The sequence below is a fragment of the Actinomadura sp. NPDC047616 genome, assembly GCF_040642915.1.
In the GTDB taxonomy this organism is placed as follows: domain Bacteria; phylum Actinomycetota; class Actinomycetes; order Streptosporangiales; family Streptosporangiaceae; genus Spirillospora; species Spirillospora miaoliensis.
Genome location: NZ_JBEYTB010000009.1, coordinates 177,672 through 194,803 on the forward strand (window position 1 = coordinate 177,672; position 17,132 = coordinate 194,803).

General features: G+C 72.3%; 16 protein-coding genes and 1 pseudogene. 13 read left to right on the forward strand and 4 right to left on the reverse strand.

Going from position 1 to position 17,132, the window contains the following annotated elements; genetic code table 11:
• Positions 1–246 precede the first annotated feature (246 nt).
• From ABZ801_RS22515 to ABZ801_RS22535, 5 genes are read left to right on the forward strand one after another with little or no spacing between them, the layout of a single operon-like run.
• Complete coding sequence (locus ABZ801_RS22515; protein ID WP_360700791.1) at positions 247–1,005, forward strand: ABC transporter ATP-binding protein; 759 nt, start codon at positions 247–249, stop codon at positions 1,003–1,005.
• Positions 992–1,684: an ABC transporter ATP-binding protein gene (locus ABZ801_RS22520; RefSeq protein ID WP_360700794.1), complete on the forward strand. Its 693-nt coding sequence runs from the start codon at positions 992–994 to the stop codon at positions 1,682–1,684. The genes ABZ801_RS22515 and ABZ801_RS22520 overlap by 14 nt, the downstream gene beginning before the upstream one ends.
• Positions 1,685–1,694: 10 nt before the next feature.
• The gene (locus ABZ801_RS22525; RefSeq protein ID WP_360700798.1) at positions 1,695–2,981 is read left to right on the forward strand and encodes an ABC transporter substrate-binding protein; all 1,287 of its coding nucleotides are present in this window, start codon (positions 1,695–1,697) and stop codon (positions 2,979–2,981) included.
• A gap of 16 nt (positions 2,982–2,997) precedes the next feature.
• Positions 2,998–3,852: a branched-chain amino acid ABC transporter permease gene (locus tag ABZ801_RS22530; protein ID WP_360700801.1), complete on the forward strand. Its 855-nt coding sequence runs from the start codon at positions 2,998–3,000 to the stop codon at positions 3,850–3,852.
• A complete protein-coding gene (locus tag ABZ801_RS22535) occupies positions 3,849–4,862 on the forward strand; it encodes a branched-chain amino acid ABC transporter permease (protein ID WP_360700804.1) in 1,014 nt (337 codons plus the stop codon). Before ABZ801_RS22530 ends, ABZ801_RS22535 begins: the two co-directional genes overlap by 4 nt.
• A gap of 44 nt (positions 4,863–4,906) precedes the next feature.
• Here ABZ801_RS22535 and ABZ801_RS22540 read toward each other — a convergent pair whose 3' ends face one another.
• Positions 4,907–6,334 carry an FAD-dependent monooxygenase gene (locus ABZ801_RS22540; RefSeq protein ID WP_360700807.1) on the reverse strand — a complete coding sequence of 476 codons (1,428 nt, stop codon included), beginning with the start codon at positions 6,332–6,334 and terminating at the stop codon, positions 4,907–4,909.
• A 52-nt stretch (positions 6,335–6,386) separates the two neighbouring features.
• Here ABZ801_RS22540 and ABZ801_RS22545 point away from each other — a divergent pair, with 52 nt between their 5' ends.
• Entirely contained in the window at positions 6,387–7,025 is a 639-nt protein-coding gene (locus tag ABZ801_RS22545) for a TetR/AcrR family transcriptional regulator C-terminal domain-containing protein (RefSeq protein WP_360700810.1), read from the forward strand.
• Here the strand turns inward: ABZ801_RS22545 and ABZ801_RS22550 are convergent.
• Positions 7,005–8,909 (reverse strand): helix-turn-helix domain-containing protein, encoded by a 1,905-nt coding sequence (locus tag ABZ801_RS22550; protein WP_360700813.1) that lies wholly within the window; start codon positions 8,907–8,909, stop codon positions 7,005–7,007. The two genes, ABZ801_RS22545 and ABZ801_RS22550, sit on opposite strands and share 21 nt — an antisense overlap.
• 56 nt (positions 8,910–8,965) lie before the next feature.
• On the reverse strand, positions 8,966–9,754 hold the full coding sequence (locus ABZ801_RS22555) for a 3-hydroxybutyrate dehydrogenase (protein ID WP_360700816.1): 789 nt from the start codon (positions 9,752–9,754) through the stop codon (positions 8,966–8,968).
• Positions 9,755–9,942: 188 nt separating this feature from the next.
• On the opposite strand from ABZ801_RS22555, the gene ABZ801_RS22560 reads away from it, so the two are divergent.
• The 7 genes and pseudogenes from ABZ801_RS22560 to ABZ801_RS22590 all read left to right on the forward strand — a co-directional run bounded on the left by ABZ801_RS22560 (position 9,943) and on the right by ABZ801_RS22590 (position 15,878).
• Entirely contained in the window at positions 9,943–10,899 is a 957-nt protein-coding gene (locus ABZ801_RS22560; protein ID WP_360700819.1) for an alpha/beta hydrolase, read from the forward strand.
• Positions 10,900–10,927: 28 nt separating this feature from the next.
• Positions 10,928–11,635, forward strand: coding sequence for a YafY family protein (locus ABZ801_RS22565; RefSeq protein ID WP_360700822.1), 708 nt, complete (start codon positions 10,928–10,930; stop codon positions 11,633–11,635).
• Positions 11,636–11,716: 81 nt separating this feature from the next.
• Positions 11,717–12,091, forward strand: a complete 375-nt coding sequence (locus ABZ801_RS22570) for a VOC family protein (RefSeq protein WP_360700825.1) — start codon at positions 11,717–11,719, stop codon at positions 12,089–12,091.
• 165 nt (positions 12,092–12,256) lie between these two features.
• Positions 12,257–12,751, forward strand: a complete 495-nt coding sequence (locus ABZ801_RS22575) for a hypothetical protein (RefSeq protein WP_360700828.1) — start codon at positions 12,257–12,259, stop codon at positions 12,749–12,751.
• Positions 12,752–13,390: 639 nt separating this feature from the next.
• A complete protein-coding gene (locus tag ABZ801_RS22580) occupies positions 13,391–14,581 on the forward strand; it encodes a ricin-type beta-trefoil lectin domain protein (protein ID WP_360700831.1) in 1,191 nt (396 codons plus the stop codon).
• A gap of 111 nt (positions 14,582–14,692) precedes the next feature.
• Positions 14,693–15,010 (forward strand): annotated as a pseudogene (locus ABZ801_RS22585) (sigma-70 family RNA polymerase sigma factor); the annotation flags it as partial.
• Between the two features lie 16 nt (positions 15,011–15,026).
• Positions 15,027–15,878: a CU044_5270 family protein gene (locus tag ABZ801_RS22590; RefSeq protein ID WP_360700834.1), complete on the forward strand. Its 852-nt coding sequence runs from the start codon at positions 15,027–15,029 to the stop codon at positions 15,876–15,878.
• A 127-nt stretch (positions 15,879–16,005) separates the two neighbouring features.
• Here ABZ801_RS22590 and ABZ801_RS22595 read toward each other — a convergent pair whose 3' ends face one another.
• The gene (locus tag ABZ801_RS22595; protein WP_360700837.1) at positions 16,006–16,734 is read right to left on the reverse strand and encodes a TNT domain-containing protein; all 729 of its coding nucleotides are present in this window, start codon (positions 16,732–16,734) and stop codon (positions 16,006–16,008) included.
• Positions 16,735–17,132: the final 398 nt, after the last annotated feature.

Sequence of the window (17,132 nt, forward strand, 5' to 3'; positions counted from 1 at the left end):
CCATGCTCCCCGCGCGACGTGACGCGGGCCACGTAGGCGGCCCCCACTCTTGGCGGCGCGAATGTGGCCGCGCCCGCCACCCCGCGTTCCGATCCCGGCAGCGGCCGCGTGATGTGGGTCACGGCGGTGTCCGGGCGAGTGAATGTGTGGCCGCGCCACATGGCCGGGTCACCGCGTGCCACCTAGCGTTCACGGTCACGGCGTCCCGGTGTGGCCCGGGTCACGCCATGACTGCGAGGAGGCTGCATGGACGGTCCTGTCCTGCGCGCCCGGGGACTGGTCAAGGAGTTCCGCGGGTTCCGGGCCGTGGACGGCGTGGACCTGGACGTCGCCGAGGGCAGCGTGCACGCGCTGGTCGGGCCCAACGGCGCGGGCAAGACCACGCTGTTCAACCTGCTCACCGGGTTCCTCCGGCCGTCGGCGGGCAGCGTGCGGCTCGGCGCGCGCGAACTTGCCGGGCTGAGCCCCGAGCGCATCGCCCGCCTCGGCGTGGCCCGCTCGTTCCAGATCACCAGCCTGTTCGCCGAGCTCACCCCGCGCCAGCACGTGGAACTGGCGCTGGCCGGCTCCACCGGCCTGGGCTGGCGGTTCTGGAAGTCCGACCGGGCGCTGGGCCGGTTCTCCGGCCGCGCCGCCGAGCTGCTGGAGCGCGTGGGGCTCGCCGACCACGCCGACGTACCCGCCGCGTCACTGGCCTACGGCCGCAAGCGCGCGCTGGAACTCGCCCTAGCCCTGGCGCTCGACCCGAAGGTGCTGCTGCTGGACGAGCCGACCGCCGGGATGGGCGTGGAGGACGTCGACCGCACCGTCGAGCTGGTCAAGCGCGTCCGCGACGGCCGCACCGTCGTGCTGGTCGAGCACAACATGAACGTCGTCGCCAGCCTCGCCGACCGGGTGACCGTCCTGCAGCACGGCCGCGTCCTGGCCGAGGGCCCGTACGCCGACATCCGCCGCGACCCCCGCGTCGTGACCGCCTACCTGGGGGACTCCCATGCTGCGCGTTGACCGACTGTCGGCCTGGTACGGCGAGGCGCAGGCGCTGCGCGAGGTGTCCCTGGAGGTCGCCGAGGGCGAGATCGTCACGCTCGTCGGCCGCAACGGCGCCGGCAAGACCACCCTGCTGCGCTGCCTGATGGGCCTGCACGGCAGGACGGCCGGGACGATCGAGTTCCTCGGCCAGGACGTCACCGCGCTCGGCCCGCACCGCCGCGCCCGCCGCGGCCTCGGCTACGTCCCCGACGACCGCGGCATCTACGCCACGCTGTCGGTCGAGGAGAACCTGCTGCTGCCGCCCGTGACCAGCAAGGACGCCTGGCCGCTGGAGCGGGTGTACGAGACGTTCCCGCGGCTGCGCGAGCGGCGGCGCTTCCCCGGCACGAAGCTGTCGGGCGGCGAGCAGCAGATGCTCGCGCTGGCACGCGTGCTGCGCACCGGGGCGCGGCTGCTGCTGTGCGACGAGCCCACCGAGGGCCTGTCACCGCTGATCGTCCAGCAGATCGGCGACATCCTGCGCGAGGTCAAGGCCGCGGGCGTGACCGTGCTGCTCATCGAGCAGAACGTGCACTTCGCCGCCACCGTCGCCGACCGCCACCACCTGATCGCCGAGGGCCGGATCGTGGAGTCGATGGACAACGCCGAGGTCCGCGCCCGCGAGCACGAGCTACTCGACTACCTCGGAATCTAGGAGAACCCCCATGACATTTCTCGTGCGCGCGACGGCGTCCGGGCGCCCGGCCCCGCGCCGCCGCGGTGTGGTCCCGTCGCTGGCGCTGGCGGCCGCCGGGGCGCTGCTGGCGGGCTGCGGCGGCGGCCCGGCCGGCGCCGGAGGGAAGATCAGCGACGGCAAGGTCGTGCTGGCGGTGCTCAACGACCAGTCGGCGATCTACGCCGACCTGTCCGGCCGAGGCAGCATCGAGGCGGTGCGCATGGCCGTCGCCGACTACAAGGCCAAGTACGGCGCCGACGCCGCCGCCGACAAGGTCGAGGTGATCGCCGCCGACCACCAGAACAAGCCCGACGTCGCCAACTCCAAGGCGCAGGAGCTGTACGACCGGCGGCAGGCCGACGTGATCCTGGACGTGCCGACCTCCTCGGCCGCCCTCGCCGTCGCCACCGTCGCCAAGAACAAGAAGAAGGTGTTCATCGACGTGGGCGCCGCCACCACGGCGCTGACCGGGGCGAGCTGCAACAAGTACACCTTCCACTACGGCTACAACAGCTACATGCTGGCGCACGGCACCGGCACGGCGCTCACCAAGGACGGCGCCAAGAACTGGTACGTGGTCTACCCCGACTACGCCTTCGGCCAGGACATGCAGAAGACGTTCACCAACGCCGTGCAGAAGGCTGGCGGCAACGTCGTCAAGGCCGACCCCGCGCCGTTCCCCAACGACAACTTCTCCACGTTCCTGCTGAAGGCTCCCGGGCTCAACCCCAAGCCGCAGGTGCTCGGCACCATGCAGGCCGGGGGCGACCTGGTGAACCTCGTCAAGCAGTACAACGAGTACAAGCTGCGCGACAAGGGCGTGAGCCTGGCGGCCGGGCTGATGTTCCTCACCGACATCCACTCCCTGGGGCCGGACGCCATGGCGGGGACGCGCTTCACCGACGCCTGGTACTGGAACTTCGACGCCACCAGCCGCGCCTGGGCCGACAAGTTCCATGCCAAGACCGGCAAGCGGCCCACGTCCGTGCAGGCGGCCAACTACTCGGCGGCGCTGCAGTACCTGGAGGCCGTGCAACGCGGCGGCACCGACAACAGCGACGACGTCGTCAAGCAGTTGGAGGGCGCCAAGGTCAACGACATGTTCTCCCGCAACGGCACGATCCGCGCCCAGGACCACCTGCTGACGCACGACGCGTACCTGGCGCAGGTCAAGCCGTCCAAGGAGGTCAAGGAGCCCTGGGACTACGAGAAGATCCTGACGACCATCCCCGCGGCCGAGGCGTTCCAGCAGCCCGACCCCGCCTGCAAGCTGTGACGACCGGGAGACCCTTGTGCTGGAACAGGCTTTCAACGGGCTGGTGAGCGGTTCGTTCTACGCGCTGCTCGCCCTCGGCCTAGCCGTCATCTTCGGAATGCTGGGCGTGGTCAACTTCGCCCACGGCGCGTTCTACATGCTGGGGGCGTTCGGCGCGTTCGTCCTGCTGGACTCCTTCGGCGTGAACTTCTGGGTCGCGCTGGTCGCCGTGCCGGTCGTGCTGGGGCTCGCGGGCATCGCGCTGGAACGGCTGTTCATCCGCCGCCTGGCCCCACTCGACCCCCTCTACAACTTCCTGCTCACCTTCGGGCTGGCGCTGATCCTGCAGGACGTGGTGAAGCGCCAGTACGGGGTGCAGTCGCAGCCGTACCCGCGTCCCATGGGCGGCACCATCGACCTGGGGCTGTTCACCTACCCCGCCTACCAGGTGTTCGTGCTGGCCGTGTCGCTGGTGGTGTGCGCGGCGGTGTGGCTGGTCCTGACCCGCACCCGCGTGGGGATGATCGTGCGGGCGTCCACCGAACGGCCCGAGCTGACGCGCGCGCTGGGCATCGACGTGGCGCGCTGGGTGACGCCGGTGTTCGGGTTCGGCATCGCGCTGGCGGCGTTCGCCGGCGTGCTCGCCGCGCCGATGCGGGCGGTGAACCCGCTGATGGGCGCCGACCTCATCATCACCGTGTTCGCCGTCGTGGTGATCGGCGGGCTGGGGTCGGTGTTCGGGTCGGTCGCCGCCGGGTTCGCCGTCGGCCTGGCGTCCGCGCTGGGCAACCTGTACGTGCCCGCGCTGTCCCAGACCCTGGTGTTCATCCTGATGGCCGCCGTGCTCCTGTGGCGGCCGGCCGGGTTGTTCGGACGCGAGGAGGCGCTGTGATCCTCTCGAGGCTCGCCCGGCGGCCGGTGCTGCCGGCCGCCGGGCTGGCGGTGGCGCTGGCCCTGCCCTGGCTGATCTATCCGCCGGTGGCCATGGACATCGCCTGCTGGGCGCTGTTCGCCGCCGCAGTGGACCTGCTGCTCGGCTTCACCGGGCTGCTGTCGTTCGGGCACGCCGCGTTCTGGGGCGGCGCCGCGTACACCGCCGGTCTGGTCGCGCTGCACACCGGCCTGCCGTTCCCGGCGGCGGTGCTGGGCGGCGCGCTGCTCGCCGCGGTGCTGGCGGTGCCGATCGGCTACCTGTCGGTTCGGCTGCGCGGCATCTACTTCGCGATGGTGACGCTGGCGTTCGCGCAGATGGTGTACTTCGTCGCCAACCAGTGGCGGGACGTGACCGGGGGCGAGAACGGCCTCCAGGGAATCCCGCGGGAACTGTTCGGGCTGGACCTGTCCGACCCGTTCTTCTTCTACTACGCGGGCCTGCCGTTCGTCCTGGCGGGGTTCTTCGCCGCCTGGCGGATCGTGCGGTCGCCGTTCGGCCGCGTCCTGGTGTCGATCCGCGACAACCCGGCCCGTGCGCGCGCCCTCGGCTACCCGGTCGACCGGTACAAGCTGCTGGCGTTCGTCCTGTCGGCGGCGCTGTCGGGGATCGCCGGCGGCCTGTTCGCCATCAGCCACGGGTTCGCGTCCCTGCAGGAGGTGTACTGGACGACGTCCGGGCAGGTCGTGATGATGGTCGTGCTCGGCGGCATCGGCACCCTGTGGGGCGGCGCCGTGGGCGCGGCCCTCATCGTCGAGCTGAACGACCGGCTGGCCACGGCGGGGTTCCAGGAGACCGGCATCATCACCGGCGCCATCTTCATGGTGGTCGTCCTGGTCTTCCGCCGCGGCCTGTGGGGCACCACCCGCCACCTGCTGGCCTCACGCGGGAACACCTCCCCGGGGGACGACGCGCAGTCGTCGAAGAACGAGCCCGCGGAATCCGAAGCCCTGTCCGACGCCCGTACCTGACGGTGTGGCAGCGCGCGCTTGCGGGGTGACAAGCGCGCGCTGCGTCAGGCGTCTTGCGCCCAGGCGACGTGGCCGTCAGGACGAATCAGCGCCGCCCGTACACGAGACCACGCGGGACGGTTCGTTTCCGCGAGCGAGTCGTTGTGGACGATGAGTCCGTGGGGGACGGGTGTCTGCTCGTCGCGTTCCAGGGCCGTCAACGCCTCGTCGGTGGAGCCGGACAGTGCGAGAAGCACGTGCCGCCCCTGGCGAAGCAAGGAGAACAGGGTTTCTTCGGAGAACCTCAGGTCGGGCGCGCGGTGGCCGACGAGCGGATGGGCCGGGCCGTCCGGGGGATAGGCGACCGACAACCCTGACAGGCGTTCGGCCAATGCGCGGGAGAACTCCGGCACCGTGGCGATGGTCTTGGCGAGGAAGGCACGCAGTACCTGTCCCTCGGGGGTGAAGGCGGACATCAGTGCGGTTTGGGCCTGGCTGGCCTCCAGCAGGTCCGCGCCGACGGGGTGGCGCTCGCGGTGGTAGGTGTCGAGCAGGTCGTCGGGTGCGCGGCCCTGGGCGACGGCGGCGAGCTTCCAGCCGAGGTTGGTGGCGTCCTGCACTCCCACGTTGAGCCCTACGCCGCCCGTGGGGAAGTGCTGGTGGGCGGCGTCCCCCGCCACGAGCACCCGGCCCGCGCGGTACCGCTCGGCCTGGCGGGTGGCGTTGCCGAAGCGTGACAGCCACACGGGGGAGTGCATGCCGAAGTCCGTGCCCGCGATGGCTTTCACCTTGGCGCGAAGCTCGGTGAGGGTGAGCTCCCCGGGATGCTCTGGGCGCAGGTCCTCGGGGGTCGCTCCGACCAGGCGGTGATGCCCGTCCGGCAGGGGCACCACCATGAGCCCGCCCGCGCCGCCGGCCGCACTGAACCCGAGTTCCGGGGGGTCGTCCAGGACGACGTCGCCGAGCCAGCCGTACATGGTGGCGGGCGTCCCGGGGAAGGCGATCCCGGCGGCCTCGCGGACGGTGCTGCGGACGCCGTCGCAGCCGACGACGTACGCGGCCTCCACCTCGTACGGGCCCGTGGGCCCCGTCACCCGGACCGTCACCGACTCCGCTCCCTGGACGAGCCCGTCCACCGTGTGGCCGCGCCTGATGTCCGCGCCCATGGCGACCGCGTGTTCTTCCAGCAGCTCCTCCGTCCTGGCCTGGGGCTGGACGAGGGTGAACGGGAAGGGCGTGTCCAGCACGGCGAACCGGAGCCGGCTGGAGAGGCCGCCGAAATGGCCGGTGGGCACGCGGATGGCGCCGGCGAGGAACCGCTCGTGGATTCCGCGCGACGCCAGGATCTCGATGGTGCGCGGGTGCACGGTGAGCGCCTTGGAGTGGACGTCGCGTTCCGGCCGCTTCTCCAGGACGGTGACCTCGGCCCCGCCCAGCCGCAGTTCCGCCGCCAGCCACAGTCCGACGGGTCCGCCGCCCACGATGACGATCATGACTTCCTCTCTTGGTCGGTGACCAATTTCTGCTCGGCAGTAAACTAGGTCAGTGACCAAGAAGCAAGCGGGGAGACCGTCCGGGACGCGGCTGACGGCCGGCGCCGTGGTCCGCGCCGCGCTGGAAGTGCTGGACGACACCGGCTGGGACGGCGTCTCCACCAGGGCCATCGCCGACCGCCTCGGCGTACGGATGAACACCGTGCTGTGGCACGTCAAGAGCAAGGCGCGGCTGCGGGAACTCATGGCCGACGCCATCGTCGGCGAGATCTCCCTGGACGGCCTGCCCGGCCCGTGGGACGAGCGCGTCACCGAACTGGCCCGCCGCTACCGCCGGGCCCTGCTCGCGCACCGCGACGGCGCCCTGGTGGTCGCGGGCACCTACGTCGCCGAGCCCGGCACCCTGCGCTTCGCCGAGGCGCTCGTCGCCGCCCTCCTGGACAGCGGGGCGGCGCACCGCGACGTCGCGTGGACCGCCTGGACGATCATCTACCTCGCCCTCGGGCTCGTCCAGGAGGAACAGGGCGCGGAGGACGCCCTGGTGGACCGTCTCGCCCAGGCCGTCTCCGCCACGGCGTACCCCGCGCTGCACGAGGTCCTCGGGCACATGGACCGGCGGTTCGACGAACGCTTCGAGTTCGGTCTCTCCCTCCTGCTGGACCCGCTTCGCTCACGCGCCGCGCGAGGCTGAGCCGGCGCGGAGGCGGTGGAGGCGCAGGGCGAGCTGGATCTCCAGGGCGCGGTCGGGGGACTGCCAGTCGTCGCCCAGCAGGCGGCCGACGCGGTCGAGACGCTGGGTGACGGTGTTGACGTGGATGTGCAGGCGCTCGGCCGTCTTCGACAGGCTGCAGCCGCTGCCGAAGTAGGTCTCCAGGGTGTGGACGAGCGCGGTGCCCCTGCGGGCGTCGTAGTCGAGCACCGGCCCCAGCCCGGCGGTCAGGAAGCCGTCCACGTCACGGTCGTCGCCGATGAGCAGGCCGACGAAGCCGAGGTCCGCGGCGCCCGCGCCCTCCCCGTGGCGGCCCAACGCGAGCAGGGCCTCGGCGCAGCGTCCGGCCTCGCGGGAGGCGGCCGCCACCTGGCCCGGCCCGTGCACGGGCCCGGCCGCGCCCACGGTGACCGGTGCGTTGAGGGAGGCGCCCATCTCCTTGGCCACGCGCCGTGCCGCCGCCCCGGGGTCGTCGCCCGGCAGCATCAGCACGACCTCCCCGCCCCTGGACGCCGCCAAGCCGTGTTCCACCGTCGCGTGGGACGCGGCCCAGAACGCCGCGCGTGAGCGGTGGTCGGGCGACTCGTACCGGGCCGACAGCACCACGTGAGGCGCCTCCACGTCGACCCCCACCCGCCTGGCGCGCGCTTTGAGGGCGTCGGCGTCGAACTCCCGGCCCGACACCAGGTCGTCCAGGAGGTCCCCGCGTACACGGCCCTCCGCCTCGGCCACACTGCGGCGGAACAGCAGCAGCAGCGCGGTCACCAGCGCGGCCCGTTCCAGGATGCGGCGCCCGTCGTCAGGCACCTCGTCCGGTACGCGCAGCACCAGCGTGCCCAGCACCTCGTCACCGGTGGACACCGACGCGATCCACAGGTCGCCCCGCCGTACCGTGCGGCCCTGCGCGCGGATGTTGCGCGCCGAGGCCGTCACCCCGTGCAGTTCCTCATCGGTGAGGACGTCGGCGTGGTCGCCCGCCGTGGCCAGGCGGCGTCCCTCCGCGTCCAGCACGTGCAGTGTCCCGCCCAGCACCTCCGTAACGACGGCCGCGACGTCCTCCACGCCGCCGCCCCGCACCACCAGGGCGGTCATGCGGTCGTGCGCCTGCGCGGCCCGCTCCACCGCGGTACTGCGCGCACGCACCTCCTCGTTGGCCGCGCTCAGCTCCTCCAGCGCGGTGCGGGTCTCCTCCAGCAGCCGCGCGTTGTCGATGGCCACCGCCGCGTGCGCCGCCAGCGACCCGAGCAGCGCCACGTCCTCCTGGTCGAACGGACGCTCCCTGCGGTTGGCCGCGAACAGCACGCCGATCACGCGGCCGCCCAGCCGCATCGGCACGCCCAGGATCGCGACGAGGCCCTCCTCGGCCACCGCCGAGTCGATGAAGTCGCGGTGGCGGAACCGCGGATCGCCCAGGTAACCGGCGCTGGTGTACGGCATCGCGGTCTGCGCGACCAGCCCGCCCAGGCCCGCGCCCATCGGCAGCCGCAGCCGCCGGAACGCCGCCGACACCGACCCGTCGGTCACCCGCATGTAGGTGTCGCCGCGTTCGTCGTCGTTCAGCGTCATGTACGCGGTGTCCGCCGACAGCAGCCGGCGGGCGCGGCGCACGATCGCCTCCAGCACCGCGTCCAGGTCGCGCAGCCCCGCCAGGTCGCCCGCCGTGTCGAACAGCGCCTGCAGCTGCGCCTCACGCCGCGCGTGCCGCCGCATCACCGCCCGCACCCGCAGCGCCGCCAGCTTGGCCGCCTCCAGCTCCGCCAGCACCTCCGGCCCGGCGCCCGCCGCGCGGGCCTCCACCAGCGGCCCCTCGAACTCCACCGGGGACGCCTCGCGGGCCAGCAACTCCAGGAAGACGGCGCAGGTCATGCGGGACATTGTGGGCGCCGCACCCGTTGCCGGTCCATCCGCGGCGGGCCGCTCGGTCAGTGGGCGGTCCATCCGCCGTCCAGCGTGATCGACGCCCCGGTGATCATCGCGGCCTCCGGGGCGCACAGGTACGCCACCGCCGCGGCCACCTCCTCCGGCTCGATCAGCCGCTTGATCGCGGTCCGTGCCAGCAGCACCTCGGCCGTCACCGCATCCGGCGACATCCCGTGCACCCGGGCCTGGTCGGCGATCTGCCCCTCCACCAGGGGAGTGCGCACGTACGCCGGGCACACGCAGTTGGACGTCACCCCGTGCGGCGCGCCCTCCAGCGCGATCACCTTGGACAGCCCCTCCAGCGCGTGCTTGGCCGCCACGTACGCCCCCTTGTAGGGGGACGCGCGCAACCCGTGCACGGACGAGATGTTGACCACCCGTCCCCAGCCGCGCGCGTACATGCCCGGCAGCGCCGCCCGCACCAGCCGGAACGGCGCCTCCACCATGATCCGCATGATGGCGGAGAACATCTCGGGCGGGAACTCCTCCAGCGGCGCCACGTGCTGGATCCCCGCGTTGTTGACGATGATGTCGGCCTCGCAGTCGCGGGCCAGCGCGTCCAGCTGCGCCGGGTCGGCCAGGTCGGCGACGCGGGCCGTCCCGCCGAGCCGCTCGGCCGCCGCCCGCGCCTCGTCCCCGCGCAGATCCACGATCACCACCTGCGCGCCGGCCGCCGCGAGCCGTTCGGCGCAGGCCAGCCCGATACCGCCCGCGCCGCCCGTCACCAGGGCGCGCCGGCCGCTCAGGTCCAGATTCGCCACGGCTGCGGTCTGCGGGTGCACGCTCGTCATGCCGGAAACCTACGGACCCCGCCGCGCCGCTCCTATGGAGACGGCGAACACAATCCTACGGCGAACCATGTGGCCGCCCCACTGCGTCGCGTCCCGTCCCGGGCGGCACCACGTCGTTCGGGGGCCGGCCATGTGACGTTCGGGCGCGGCGGCTACGGTCGGCAGTGCCGACGAACGTGAGGGGTCCCATGACCGAGATCACCCATCGCCACGTCCAGTCCACCAGCGGCCTGCGGATGCACGTCGCCGAGGCGGGCACCGGCCCCCTGGTCCTGCTGCTGCACGGCTTCCCCGAATGCTGGTACTCCTGGCGGCACCAGCTCGTCGCCCTCGCCGAGGCCGGGTACCACGCGGTCGCCCCCGACCAGCGCGGCTACGCCCGCACCGGCGGGCCGTCCCGCGTGGACGACTACACCATCCTCCACCTGGTCGGCGACGCCGTCGGGCTGATCGACGCGCTCGGCGAGGACCAGGCCGTCGTCGTCGGGCACGACTGGGGCGCCCCCGTCGCCTGGGCCACCGCGCAGCTGCGCCCCGACCGGGTACGCGGCGTCGTCGGCATGTCCGTGCCGCACCGGCCCCGCTCCTCGCGTCCCCCCGTGGCCGCGATGCGCGAGCAACTGGGCGAGGGCTTCTACATGGTCTACTTCCAGCAGCCCGACGTGCCCGAGGCCGAGTTCGACCGCGACCGCGCCGCCACGTTCCGGCGGCTGCTGTACGCCGCGTCCGGCGACGGCCCCGCCCTGGCGCCGATCGTCCCCGACGGCGGCGGCTTCCTCGACTTCTGCCCCGAACCCGCCGAGCTGCCCGGCTGGCTCACCGAGGACGACATCGCCGCCTTCGTCCGCGAGTACGAGCACGCGGGCTTCACCGGCCCCCTCAACTGGTACCGCAACCTGGACCGCAACTGGGAGCTCACCGCCGCCTGGCACCGCGCCCCGATCACGCCCCCGGCCCTGTACATCGCCGGGGACCGTGACCTCGTCGTCGCCGCCCCGGGCGCCCGCGACATCGTCGCCGGCATGAACGCGTTCGTCCCCGGCCTGCGCGACACCGTCTGGCTGCCCGGCTGCGGCCACTGGACCCAGCAGGAACGGCCCGACGAGGTCAACCAGGCCATGATCGAGTTCCTCGGCGCGCTGTAGTGTCGGTGGCGGAGCGTACGGTCGGGGCGTGAACCGCACCGACCGTCTCTACGCCATGGTCGAGGAGCTGCGGGCGTGCGCGCCGCGCCGGCTGAGCGCCCGTGAGCTGGCCGCCCGCTTCGAGGTCAGCGTCCGCACCGTCGAACGCGACATCGCGGCGCTGCAGCAGGCCGGGGTCCCGATCTACGCCGACGTCGGCCGGGCCGGCGGCTACACCCTCGACAAGAGCCGCACCCTGCCGCCCCTCAACTTCACCCCGGCCGAGGCCGTCGCGGTGGCGATCACGCTCAGCCGGGCGGCGGGATCGCCGTACTCGCGCGCCGCCCGCACCGCCCTGCACAAGATCCTCTCGGCGATGCCGGCACCCGACGGCGCCTCGGCCCGCGACCTGGCCGACCGCATCCGGTTCCTGGTCCCGATCGCGTCGGACGGGCCCGCGTCCGTGCCCGCCGTCCTGGAGGAGGCCGTGGCCGCCCGCCGCGTGGTGCGCCTGCTGTACGTCAACGGCTCCGGAACCACCAGCGAACGCGACGTCGAACCCGTCGCGTTCACCGCCGGTCACCGCAACTGGTACTTCCTCGGCTGGTGCCGCCTGCGGGGGGAGGGCCGCGTCTTCCGCATCGACCGGATCCGCCGCGCCACCCTGCTCGACGAGACCGCCCCCGCGCGGACCTTCGAAGAACTCGAATGCGACCGCCCCGCCGACATGATCGCCCGATCTCTGGAACTGGTCTGAAAACACCGACAGGGGGTTGTCGCGGACGCCGGAGAAAGTGACACGCGTACACCGAAACCGGCGATCACCGTGGAGGCAACCATGGCCGCACCCGCGTTCAACACCGTCACCTGGTTCCAGGTCGGCACCGACGACCCCAAGGCTGCCCGGGACTTCTACGGCGACCTGTTCGGCTGGACGTTCGACGTCGACCCCGGCACCGGCTACGACCTGATCAGCTACCCGGGCGCCGAGGCGCCCAGCGGCGGCATCGCGCACGTGCCCAGCGCCGAGCAGAACTCCGCCACCTTCCTGGTCCTGGTCGAGGACGTGGCCGCCGTGTGCGCCCGCACCGAACGGCTCGGCGGCAAGATCCTCGTCCAGCCGACCACCACGCCCAAGGGCCTGGTGTTCGCCCACCTCCTCGACCCGTCCGGCAACCACTTCGGCGTCTTCACCCCGCCACCCGCCCCCTGACCCGCCGTTTCCGCGGCGGCCGGTCCCCCGGCCGCCCGCTCGGACGCTGGTGCGGGCCACGGAGAGCCGATGACGGTTCGCGCCTTGGTGCGGCGGTCAGGAGCGTGGTGGATGGTGCGCAGGGTGTGTGTTGGTCTCGCCTGGGGCGGCGTTGGGAGCGGACGGATGTGCGTGCATGACCTGACGGCCAAGGAGGCCGCCGTCGCTGCGTTCCTGCACGACCATCCCCACGCTGAGCGAGCGGGCCAGGACCACCCCGCGCTCGACGGCATCGCGGAGATCGCATGGTCGGAGATTCCGGGGTGTCCCGCCCGTGTCCCGGCGCTTTTCGGTGGGTTGCTCGACGAGGCGGCCGGTGCGGAAGCATTGCGCGCACTGGGCGTCGTGCTGACCGACGGCATCTTCCACATGAGCGCGGCGATGCCCGCAGCCCTGCCGTTCTTGATCAAGCTTGCCGTCGACCGCGACGTCCCCGTCCGCGCCGAACTGGCCCGGTTTCTCAGTCTCGTCGTGGAGCTGTCGCAACCAGTGAGCGTCGAGGGTGACGAGCGCTGGGCGCAGCTGACAGGGGACGACGCTCTTCAACGGGCATGCCGAGCGGTATTCGACGAATACGCGGCCGCCATGCGCAGTCTGCTGGCAGAGGCCGACCGGCCCTGACCTTCTCCACCACACCAGTTTGAGCGGGCAGGGGGTCGTGGGGGCCGCGGCCCTGCCCTGGGGGGACGGTCCTGGGGCAGGGCCGGGTGTGGGTTGGGTCACAGGAGGAGGGTGGCGGCCAGCACCGCCCCCAGCGCCGCCGCGGGAACCGGACAGGTGTGCGCACGGGGTTACCTCCCTGAGCGGATGACGGGGGAAGCACAGTGTGATTTGCGGGCACCGGCCCGGAATCGGCGAAATCACCGGCGCCCGCCAGACCGGCGCCATGACGCCCCTCGGCCTGCACAGCAATGCCGCCGAGCCACGTCACGTTACATAGAGTGATGCTCTGGATTCGGACAGCACGCGTCAGGGTGAGGTGTGGCCCAGCCTTCTGAAGGACTCGAGGCAACACCGCCGGCCACGGGTGAGAGCCGCGACAGGACGACCGAGCGAGGAGAACCCCCTATGGGCCGAAGCGCGACTCCCGTCACAGCGGCTCCCGGCAGTCCGCGTGGCGGGGAGCGAGGCCGCAGGGCGCGAAAGCTCGCCGCCGTGTTCCTGCTTGGCCTCATCGCGTCAGGGGCGTGCGGTGCCAGCGCGCAGCCCATCGCCGGGACGGCGGGGGCGCGGCCGTCCTGCCCGCACACCCTGGTGGGCGTGGCGCATCAGGATGACGACCTGCTCAGCCTCAACCCCGCGATCCGCGACCTGATCCGGGCGGGCTGCCCCGTCAGCACCGTGTACCTGACCGCGGGGGACGGCGAGCGCGGCGCCGACTTCGTCGCCAACCGTGAGAACGGAGTCCGTGAGGCGTACGCGGCGATGGCGGGAGCCCGGAACCACTGGTCGCCGCGGCCCGTCCAGGTCGGCGACCGCACCCTTCGCTCGTACCGGCTGCTCCGGCGTGAGGTGCGGCTGACGTTCATGGAACTGCCCGACGGGCGTCCCGCGGGAGACCGTCACCCGAGCCTGCTCGGCCTGTTCACCGGAGCCGTGTCCCAGATCGGCCCCCTGAACGGAGCCCGCGCCTACAACGAGGCGGAACTGCTGGCCACCCTCGATCAACTCGTCGTGCGCTGGAACATCGGGCGGATCCTCACCCTGGACCCGGACAACACCAGGTTCGGCTACGACGGCTGGCGGACCGGCGGCGTCGACCACAGCGACCACGGCGTCACCGCCCGCTACTTCCGGAAGGTCGCCTATCGCCGAGCGCTGCCGGTGCGGACCTACCTCGGCTACACCATGTCCAAGTACACGCCCAACCTCACCGGCGGCGACACGACGGACAAGACCCGGTTCGCCAAGCTCTACCACAAGTACGAACTCTGCGGCACGACCCGCTGCCTCGACCCTCCCGAACCACCCACGCTGCCCGAGGACTACTCCAACTGGGTCGCCCGGCAGTACCCCACGGCACACCGGCCGCCGAACGCCGGAGAGATCGTGTCCCACATCGGCGACCGCGCCACCGACAGAGAGCACCCCGAACTCTGTCTGGACGCCGACCACGCCACCGGCCGGGTGCGCACCCTGCCCTGCGACGGCACGTCAAGCCAGCAGTGGACACTCCTGCCCACCGGCCACATCGCATCGGGCCCGCACCGCACTCTCTGCCTCGACGCCGGAACGGACGACGTCACCGCGACCCGCTGCGCTTCCGGAGCACCGCAGCAGATCTGGCAGACCCGCTCGGGAACCATCTCCTCCATGCGCCGCTGCCTGTGGCAGGACGACGCCGCGCGCAAGACCTCCCGCCTCCGCCTGACACCCTGCCCGCACACCGTCGAACCGGAAACCAGCTGGCAGTGGCAGGCTCCGCGCGCCGGCTCCCCGGCCGGTAAGTGATCAAACGGTGTTCCAGTGCCGGCCGGCCGTGCGCCGCTCCTGAAAGCTTGGCGCGGCCCTGTGACGCGGCCCGGCCGTCGCGGCGTCTGAGGGAGAGAGCGACAGACGACGCTGGGAAGGCTGTACACCTCGTGGCGGCGCGTGCAGCGCGCCGACAACCCCGCCGCCTACGCGCGCACCGTGCTGACGCGCGCCTATCTGTCGCACGTCCGCAAGCACAGCAGCAAGGAGACGCCGTGGCGGCGGCTGCCCGAGGCGGCCGCCGCCGACCACGACCAGGCGTTGCGGGTGACGCTGCTGAACGGGCTGGCCCGGCTACCGGCCAAGGACCGCGCCGTGCTCGTCCTGCGCTACTGGGAGGACCTGAGCGTGGAGGACGTGGCGTCCGAGCTGGGGCTGAGCAGCGGGGCGGTGCGCAACCGGAGCATGCGCGCGCTGGGCAGGGATGCGCCACCGCGCCGGCATCGCCGTCTCGGCGGTCACCGCCGTTGCCGCCGCCACCGGTGGCGTGGTGGTGCTCGGCACCGGCGGAGACCGGCCCGGGACGACGGTGACGCGGCCGCCCGCCGTGCGGCCGGTGAGCGCGCAACAGGTGCTGGGCCGGGCCGCGCAGGCCGCGGAGTCGCGCCCGGCGGTCAGGCCCCGCCCCGACCAGTGGTGGTACACCAAGGCGGTCGAGACCGGGGTCGCCGCCGAACACGGGCCCAAGCCGCACTTCTCCGAGGCCTGGATCAAGCTCGACGGCACCCAGGACGCCAGTCTCCTGCGCGGCAAGCTGGTGATCTACCGCCACACGGGCATAGGGGCCAAGCGCGCCAGGGCCGAGTACGACCGCCTGGTGTCGCTGCCCGCCGACCCCCGGAAGCTGCGCTCGATCATCTACAAGGAGGTCGACGCCATGCCCGCCCGCGACCGGATGTTCCCCGACCGGGACGGCCAGGCGTTCCGCAACGCCGCGCAGATGCTGTGGGACGCCCCGGTGACCATGTCCCCGGCGACCCAGGCCGCCCTGTACCGCGTGCTGGCGACCATTCCCGGCGTGCAGATCGACACCGGCGTCAGGGACGGCGCGGGCCGTCCCGCCATCGCGTTGTCCCGCGGGTTCGGCGAGCAGTTCCTGCTGGACCCCGTGACCTACCAGATGGTGGCGCGGCGGACCGTCAACACCGGCCGCAACGCCCCCAGGTCGCCGCTCGACGGCCGCGCCGACCCCCGCTACAACGTGCCCAAGGGCACGATCATGAACGACCTCACACGCGTCGTCACCAAGCTCGTCGACCGTCCCGGCCAGCGGTAGGCCCCGTGCGTGCGAGCAGGGCTTCGCCGGGCGAAGCCCTGCCGCTGGGCGGCGCGGTCACCACGATGCCGCCGGTCCTGCACCGTCCGGGGCGCCTCGGTGGCCGTCGAGGCGTCCCGGCACCCGATCAGTTGACGCGCCGCAGATACCTGCCGGTGTCCACCAGCCACCCGACGCTCAGCGCCTTGGGCGCTCCGGGGACGTAGGAGCCGACGAGGTGGTACTGCACGTCCTTGCCGGGCTGCTGGAAGGCGGGGGCGGCGGGTCCCGCCTCCACGTCGAACGCCTTGACCACGCGGTAGACGTGGTAGTTGCAGACGTGCTCCGGGTCGGCGGGGTTGGTGTTGAGGCTGTCCGGCGGCAGGGCACGCCCGCTGAAGCTCGCGCCGGCGCGGGCGAGGAAGGCGCCGCGCTCGGAGCCGAAACGGTCGAGGTACTGGCCGGCACGGAGGGTCACCCGCCTCTTGGCCGGACGGCCGTTGACGACGTCGCCGTCGTGCGCGAATCCGTCGTCGGGCGGATACCTCCAGCCCATCGGCTGGGCGGTCTCGTTCCAGTACCGGTAGAGGAACCGGTTGGGCGACAGCCCGCCGTAGCGCTCGTAGCCCTCCAGGATGCGTCCGAGGGGGCCGGTCTTGGGCAGGTACTTCGGCCCGAGCCGCCGGTCGTCGTCGACGTAGGGCGGGCCGCACACCTGGTCGTCGCGATGGTCGCGGGTCGAGACCTGGGCGGCCACCGCCGTGCGGGGCGAGGTGCGGTCGGCGGTGTCCGCCCGGACCGGTGCCGCGACCGGCACCAGCGCGGCGGCGGAGCCCACCGCCATGGCCAGCGCGACACGTCGTCGGAAATCACGCATGAATTCCCCTTGTGCGTTGTCGAGTTCGGTCTGAATTCTGGAGGCCGCCGATGGAACGGCACTCCGGAACGCGTGGTCACGCGCGCTCGACTTCCGGGGAAGAAATTATCCGAACAGGCTGCACAAGCGGAGCAACTCGCGCGCCGGTCGATGTCACGATAAAGCAAAAGCCCGGGCGGAGACCGAGAAAAAGGAAATAGCGGTGAAGGCGGCAGAATGGTGGTGCGGAGGGATTAATGGAGCAGACTTTCCCAACTGGTCGGCCGATCGCCCGCGTCGGCCGACGTCGAACCGGCGCCCCGGGGCCGGGGTTCGGCGGCCCTTGTCGTCCTGGAGGTGAAGGGCGGGCGGCCATCTCCGGCCGCCTCTTGACGGGCGATCAGATGTGAGTTCTTCTC